The following is a 7,680-nucleotide window of genomic DNA, read 5'->3' as shown; positions in this document are numbered from 1 at the left end:
TCGTGACCCTGCCCAGTGAACTCGGAAGCAACGAGATCGCAAGCATGAGCGAATCCGCCACTCAGGAGAACGAATGACAGCTATCTGGTGAACAGGCTGTCTCAAAGGGGTTGACGCGTTCCGCTTTGAAGAAGGAGGATCGCCTTGAAGGCTCGGTACCTGTGTACGGCTCCAGCGGCGTAGTAGGAACCCATGCCTCAGCGATCGCGGAGGGCCCAGCGTTGATTGTCGGGCGAAAGGGCAACGTGGGCAGCGTCTACTGGTCATGGAGCGACTTCTGGCCCATCGACACGGTCTACTTTGTGCCGAAGGAACAGTCTGACTTATGGCTGTACCTCACGCTGCCCAGCGTGGGCTTTCTGAACACGGATGCCGGCGTTCCAGGACTCAATCGAGACTTTGCCTACAGTCGGAACTTGAAGGTTCCTGCGCCAGCGATCCGCAGGCAATTCAATGAAGCGGTCGCGCCAATGTTCGCTCAGATCAGAGCCCTTGATGCCTACTGTGACAAGCTCTCCCAAGCCCGCGACCTCCTCCTCCCCCGCCTGATGAGCGGGGAGATTGCTGTCTGACCCTGGCCCGATCAGGAGCCCTGCATGGCGTTGACTGGCATCAACAGTGAGGACCGTCTGGTCCAGCAGACCTTTGCCGGCCACCTGCAGAACGTGCTGGGCTGGGAGAGCGCCTATGCCTGGAACGATGAAACCTTTGGCCCAACCGGCACCCTGGGCCGCGACAGCACCGAGCAGGCGGTGCTGCTGCGCGACCTGCGTGCCGCGCTGGAGCGTTTGAACCCGCAGCTGCCGGCGCACGCGATCGACGAGGCGCTGCGCGCGCTGACCGTGTTCGATGTCAGTCGCTCGCTGGTGCAGCACAACCGCGACTTCCACCGGCTGATCCGCGGCGGCGTGCCGGTGAGCTACCGCGATGCGGACGGGCGCCAGCACACGGCGCGCGCGCGGGTGATCGACTTCGAAAACGCACCCGGGGCCAACCGCTTTCTCGCGGTGCGCGAGCTGAAGCTGGCCGGCCTGCGCACGCCGAACTACAACCGCCGCGCCGACCTGGTCTGCTTCGTCAACGGCCTGCCGCTGGTGTTCATCGAGCTGAAGGCGGTGCACAAGAACATCCGCGCCGGCTTCGACAACAACCTGCGCGACTACATGGACGAGAACGTCATCGCCCATGCCTTCCACCACAACGCCTTTCTGGTGGTCTCCAACGGCGACCAGGCCCGCTACGGCTCGATCACCAGCACCTGGGAGCACTTCAACGAGTGGAAGCGTCAGGACGAGGCCGACACCGGCAGCCTGGCCGCCGAAACCCTGCTGAACGGCATGCTGCGCCACGATCGCCTGCTCGACCTGCTGCAGAACTTCATCCTGTTCGATGAGAGCAAGGCCGGCGCCACGCGCAAGGTGGTGGCGCGCAACCATCAGGTGCTGGGGGTGAATCGCGCGGTGGCCTCGGTGGCCCGCCAGGAGACGCTGAAGCGCGAGTTCCCGCCCGAGGAGCGGCTGCGCTATCGGGTGGTCGAGCTGCCGCTGGAGCGCCCCGAACAGAAGCCGAAGCGCCAGAAACCCAACGTGCCCGCGCGCGCCGTGGCGGATGCCCGGCCGAGCTATGTGCCCAAGGGGCCGATCGACATCATCGAGCGTGCCCACCCAGACCTCGGCCGCCTCGGCGTGTTCTGGCATACGCAGGGCAGCGGAAAGTCGTACTCGATGGCCTTCTTCGCCGAAAAGGTGCGCCGCACGCTGCCCGGAAGATTCACCTTCCTGCTGATGACCGACCGCCACGATCTCGACAGCCAGATCTACAAGACCTTTGTCGGCTGCGGCATCGTCAGCGACCAAGCGCCGCGCGCGGCCTCCGGCCCTGATCTGCAGGCCGTGCTGAAGGAGAACCACCCCTACGTCTTCAGCCTGATCCACAAGTTCAACCAGGACCTGCGCCTTGGTGAGCCCTACAGCGAGCGCGACGACATCATCGTCATCTCGGACGAGGCGCACCGCACCCAGGCCGGTCGCTTCGCCCGCAACATGCGCATGGCGCTGCCGAATGCGGCCTTCATCGGCTTCACCGGCACGCCGCTGTTCTCCCAGGACGAAGTCACCAAGCGGATCTTCGGCGACTACGTCTCGCGCTACGACTTCAAGCGCTCGGAAGAGGACGGTGCCACCGTCAAGTTGGTGTACGAGAACCGCGGCGAAAAGCTGGGCGTGGCGCGGCCCGATCTCAATGACCTGATCGCCGAGAAAGTGGAACAGGCCGATCTCGACCCCGACCAGTCGGCCCTGCTGCAGCGTCTGCTGGGCAAGGACTACGAGGTGATCACCGCTGACGCGCGCCTGGACAAGATCGCGGCGGATTTCGTCGCGCATTGCGCCACGCGCTGGGAGTCCGGCAAGGCCCTGATGGTCTGCATCGACAAAACCACCTGCGCGCGGATCTACCAGCGAATCGGCCCGCACTGGCAGGCGAAAGCGGCATCGGCGAGAGTGGCCGCTGCCGCCGCGCAGGCGCGTGCAGCCGCTGAAGTCGATCCTGATGTGCGGGCAAAGCACCAGCAGGAGGCTCGCCAGCTCGAAGCCCAGGCGGACTGGCTGGACGAAACCCGCATCCAGATCATCGTCAGCGAGGCCCAGAACGAGGTGGCCGATTTCAAGGTCTGGGGCTTCGACATCATTCCGCACCGCGCTCTGATCAAGAAGGGCTTCGAGACCGATGACGGCAAACGCGTTGACGTTGAGACGGCCTTCAAGGATCCGAAGCATCCCTTCCGCGTGGCGATCGTCTGCGCGATGTGGCTGACCGGATTCGATGTCGAGTCGCTGTCCACCCTCTACATCGACAAGCCGATGAAGGCGCATACGCTGATGCAGGCGATCGCCCGCGCCAATCGCGTCTACCCGGGCAAAGACTTCGGCCTGATCGTCGACTACAACGGCATGCTGAAGAGCCTGCGCCAGGCGCTGGCGCAATATGCGCTTGGCGACGGCGCGGGGGACGGCGAGAAGATCGTCACGCCGATCGAGGAGCGCGTTCAGGCGCTGCTGGAGGCGTTGGCGGCGACCGAGGAGCATCTGAGTGGCTTGGGTTTCGACCCCTCGGGACTGATCGGCAGCAAGGGCTTTGCGCGCATCCAGGGGCTGGCAGACGCGGTGGAGGCGGTCTACACCACGGAGGACGCCAAACGCCGCTTCGAGATACTGGCTCGGCAGGTGTTCGTGCGCTTCAAGGCGCTGCTGGTCGAGCCGACGGTATACCAGTACGCCGAACGCCACGACAACATCGAGGCCATCTACAAGAAGCTGACCGAACGTCGCGATACCGCGGACGTGACCGAGCTTCTGAAAGAGCTGCAACGCATCGTCAACGCGGCCATCCGCACGCAGGCGCTCGGCGAGGATCAGAGTGAGGGCGTGACCTTCGATCTCAGCCAGATCGACATCGAACGCCTGCGCGACGAGTTCGCCCGAAGGGTCAAGCACAAGGCCACGGCACTGCAGGACATCTGCGACATCGTCGAGCGGAAGCTCGCTCTAATGCTTGCGCGCAACCCGATGCGCATGGACTACCAGAGAAGGTACGAACAGATCATCGCGGACTACAACCTGGAGAAGGATCGGACCACCATCGAGGAGACCTTCCGGCGTTTGGCCGGCTTGGTCCGTGAGCTGGATCAGGAGCAGCAGCGGGCTGCTGCCGAGGGTTTGAGTGAGGACGAGCTCGCCTTGTTCGATCTGCTGAAAGGGGACAAGTCCGCCACGCTCGACAGGACGACGCGCGAGCGGCTCAAACTTGCCAGCAAGGGGCTGCTTGCGTCGATTGAGGTCCGCCTCGCCGAGCTCGACCGATTCTGGGAGAAGGAGCAGACCAAGGGCGACGTCCGGGTGTTCATCCTGGACCGCATCTACTCGGATCTACCGTCTCCGCCATTCTCAGTCGAGGAGAAGGAACGGTTGGCCGACGGGGTGTATATGCATGTTTGGCAGAAGGCGGTGCGTGGCGACTTTGCCGGCTTCGGTGCGCGGCTTTGAGCCGACTCCAGTGTTCACGGGGGAGACCCGCACGGGAAGTCGTGCCAGACCGTCGGAGCAAGCACCAGCTGCACCAGCGCCCGGCCAACCTCAGCGACATAGAGCCCCGAACCGCCGCAATCTGGCTGAAGTTCAACAAGATGGGACTGCGGTGTTGAAAACAAAAAAGCCCGCTCAGTGAGCGGGCTTTTTCGAAATGTCTGGTGCCCAAGAGAGGACTCGAACCTCCACGGGTTGCCCCGCTAGTACCTGAAACTAGTGCGTCTACCAATTCCGCCACCTGGGCAGGTGTCTCAGGCGCCGTGGCACCGAAGAGCCGCGCACTTTACGGATCGGAATGCGGCTTGTCAACGGCGGGTGCATGAGGATTTTTGGGCGCGGTGTACCATGCGCGAATGAGCAAACGTACCCCGAACACACCTCCGCACCGCGGCAGCGGCCCGACCACGCCTTCCGATGGCAAGCCTGCAGGCCCCAAAACACCGGCCGGCAAATCCGGCAAGGCCGGCCCGAAGCCGGGACCACGCCTCGGGCCGAAGCCCGCCGGTGCGAAGGGGCCGAAGCGTGGTAAGCCCGCGCCTTGGCTGCCCGATCTGCCGCCGATTCCGCTGCCTCCTCCACCGAGCGGACCGGTTTCCGCCGACGCCGTGCTGCCGCGTCCGCGTGGCAAGCGCCCGCCGCCGGTGGTCACCGTGGTCGATCCCTTTGCCGAGCGCGAAGCCAGCCGCTACGCGCTGCCGATACCGAGCCGCGAGGCGATCCTGGCGCATCTGGAAGCGCAAGGAGAACCGGTCACGGCAGAAAACATTGCCGCCGATCTGCAGCTGACTGCGGATGATCGCTTCGATGCCCTGTGCAAGCGCCTTGGAGCGATGCTGCGCGATGGTCAGCTGCTGATGAATCGCCGCGGCGGCTATGCGGTGGCGCGCAAGCTGGATCTGGTCCCCGGGATAGTTCTGGCCAATGCCGATGGCTTCGGCTTCCTGCGCCCGGATGCGCGTGGCGACGACATCTTCCTGCCGCCGGCGCAGATGCGTCAGGTGCTGCACGGTGATCGCGTGCTGGTCAGCGTCACCGGGCTTGATCGTCGCGGCCGCCCGGAAGGCGCGATCGTCGAGGTGCTGGAGCGCCGCACCCAGCGGCTGGTCGGGCGCTTCCAGGAGACCGACGGCATCGCCAGCGTGGTGCCGGATGACCGCCGCATCCACCAGGAAATCCTGATCCCGCCGACCGCGCGCGGTGATGCCCGCACCGGCCAGATCGTGGTCTGCGAGATCACCCAGGCGCCGTCGTCGAACCGGCTGCCGCTCGGCAAAATACTGACCACGCTGGGTGAATTCCTCACTCCGTCGCTGGCGGTCGAGATGGCCATCCACGGTCACGACATCCCGCACGTGTGGCCGCAGGAGGTGCTCGAACAGGCTGCGGTGGTGCCGATCGAAGTGGGCGAGGCCGAGCGCGGCGTGCGCATCGATCTGCGCGAAACGCCCCTGGTCACGATCGATGGCGAGACAGCGCGTGACTTCGACGACGCGGTGTATTGCGAAGCGACCGGCAACGGCTTCCGTCTGGTGGTCGCGATTGCCGATGTCTCCTACTACGTGCGTCCCGGCACGGCGCTGGATGATGAAGCGCAGAAGCGCGCGACCTCGGTGTACTTCCCTGGATTCGTGGTGCCGATGCTGCCGGAGACATTGTCCAACGGCATCTGCTCGCTGAACCCGAAAGTCGACCGCATGTGCTTTGTCTGCGATATGGACATCGACCGCGACGGGCGGGTGATCCGTTCGAGCTTCTACGAGGCGCTGATGCGTTCACACGCGCGCCTGACCTACAACCAGGTCTGGCAGGCGATCGGTGAAGACGACGCCGCCGCACAGGCCCAGCTCGGCGCGGTACTGCCGCATGTGCGCACGCTCTACACCCTGTACAAGGCGCTTGAGAACCAGCGTCACCGCCGTGGCGCGATCGAGTTCGAAACCACCGAAGTCGAGTTCCGATTGGGGCCAGCGGGCGAGGTGATCCAGGCCGCGCCACAGCCGCGCAACGATGCGCACAAGCTGATCGAGGAATGCATGATCGCGGCCAACGTGGAGGCGGCGAAGTGCCTGCTCGGCGCGCACATGCCGGCGCCCTACCGCGTGCACGATCGCCCACCGGAGTCGAAGTACGCCGAACTGCTGGAGTTTCTGCGCGGATTCGGTCTGAAGCTGCCCGAGTGGTCGAAGGTGACCCCGGCCGGCTACACCGCCCTGCTGCGCAAGATTCGCAAGCGCGACGACGCGATGCTGCTGGAGACGGTTCTGCTGCGTTCGCAGGCGATGGCGGTTTACCAGCCGGAGAACATCGGTCACTTCGGCCTTGCACTGGAGGCCTACGCCCACTTCACCTCGCCGATCCGGCGCTACCCGGATCTGCTGGTGCATCGCGCGATCAAGCACGCGATTCGTGGCGGCCACGCCAACCAGTACCTGTATGCGGCACACGACATGGCGGCGCTGTCGCTGCAGTGCTCTGAGCGCAGCCGCCGCGCCGAAGAGGCCGAGCGCGAAGTCGATGAGCGCTACCGCTGCGCCTTCATGGAGCGCCATGTCGGGGCCGAGTTCGACGGCACCATCGCCGGCGTCACCAGCTTCGGGCTGTTCGTCGAGCTGAACGAGTCGCGTATCAGCGGCCTGGTGCACGTGACTCAGCTGCCGAACGATTTCTACCACTTCGATCCCGGCAAGAAGCTGCTGCGCGGCGAACGCCATGGCGTGGTGCACCAGCTCGGAGACAGCGTGCGGGTACTGGTGCTGCGTGCCTCGATCGAAGATCGCAAGATCGATTTCCGATTGGTCGATGGCAGCAAGAAGTCGAAGAAGGTGGGAGTCAGCCGATGAGTGGAGGCGACTGGATAGCCGGCATCAATGCGGTGTCGGCAGCGCTGGAGGCGGGACAGGATCTCGCCGAGGTGCTGATCGACGGCAAGGCCAAGAACCCGCGGCTGACCGAAATCGGCAGTGCCGCCAAGGCCGCAGGCGTCGCGCTGCGTCTGGTGCCGCTGGATGTGCTGGATCGCCAGGGCGCGGGTGCGCGCCATCAGGGTGTGATGGCGCGCGTGCAGTCGATGCGTACGTACGACGAGCACGACCTGGACGGCTTGATCGAGGCGGCCGCAAAGCCCCTGTTGCTGATCCTCGACGGCGTGCAGGATCCGCACAACCTCGGTGCGTGCCTGCGCTCGGCGGCGGCCGCTGGCGCTACCGCCGTGATCGTGCCGAAGGACCGCGCGGCTTCATTGACGCCGACCGCGCGCAAGGTCGCCGCTGGCGGTGCCGAGCGCGTGCCCTTGGTGCGGGTGACCAACCTGGCGCGCACCATGAAGGCGCTGCAGGATGCCGGGATCTGGATCGTCGGGCTCGCCGGTGAGGCCGAGGCCAGTCTGTACTCGGTCGATTTGAAGGGTTCGATGGCGATCGCCATGGGCGGCGAGGGCGAAGGCCTGCGCCGGCTGACCCGCGAGCACTGCGACTACCTTGCCAAGATCCCGATGGCCGGCGGCATGGAAAGCCTGAACGTGTCGGTCGCTACCGGCATCTGCCTGTTCGAAGCCCTGCGACAGCGCAGTTGAGTAAGGTCCGCGCACGGGGCAGCA

General features: G+C 65.1%; 4 protein-coding genes and 1 tRNA gene. 4 read left to right on the top strand and 1 reads right to left on the bottom strand.

What is annotated here, in order from left to right:
• Positions 1-125: 125 nt before the first annotated feature.
• Entirely contained in the window at positions 126-572 is a 447-nt protein-coding gene (locus ACIQ7H_RS03720; protein ID WP_395788516.1) for a hypothetical protein, read from the top strand.
• A 24-nt stretch (positions 573-596) separates the two neighbouring features.
• Positions 597-4,043, top strand: coding sequence for a type I restriction endonuclease subunit R (locus ACIQ7H_RS03715; RefSeq protein ID WP_395788514.1), 3,447 nt, complete (start codon positions 597-599; stop codon positions 4,041-4,043).
• Positions 4,044-4,244: 201 nt separating this feature from the next.
• On the opposite strand, the gene ACIQ7H_RS03710 is transcribed toward ACIQ7H_RS03715, so the two are convergent.
• Positions 4,245-4,329, bottom strand: a tRNA-Leu gene (locus tag ACIQ7H_RS03710).
• A 109-nt stretch (positions 4,330-4,438) separates the two neighbouring features.
• Between ACIQ7H_RS03710 and rnr the strand changes: the two genes are divergently transcribed.
• Complete coding sequence (gene rnr, locus ACIQ7H_RS03705; protein ID WP_395788512.1) at positions 4,439-6,925, top strand: ribonuclease R; 2,487 nt, start codon at positions 4,439-4,441, stop codon at positions 6,923-6,925.
• Entirely contained in the window at positions 6,922-7,656 is a 735-nt protein-coding gene (gene rlmB, locus ACIQ7H_RS03700) for a 23S rRNA (guanosine(2251)-2'-O)-methyltransferase RlmB (protein ID WP_395788510.1), read from the top strand. Before rnr ends, rlmB begins: the two co-directional genes overlap by 4 nt.
• Positions 7,657-7,680 lie beyond the last annotated feature (24 nt).

Source organism: Aquimonas sp. (assembly GCF_044377145.1).
Classification (GTDB): Bacteria; Pseudomonadota; Gammaproteobacteria; order Xanthomonadales; family Xanthomonadaceae; genus Aquimonas.
This window is presented reverse-complemented; position numbering and strand designations above follow the sequence as displayed.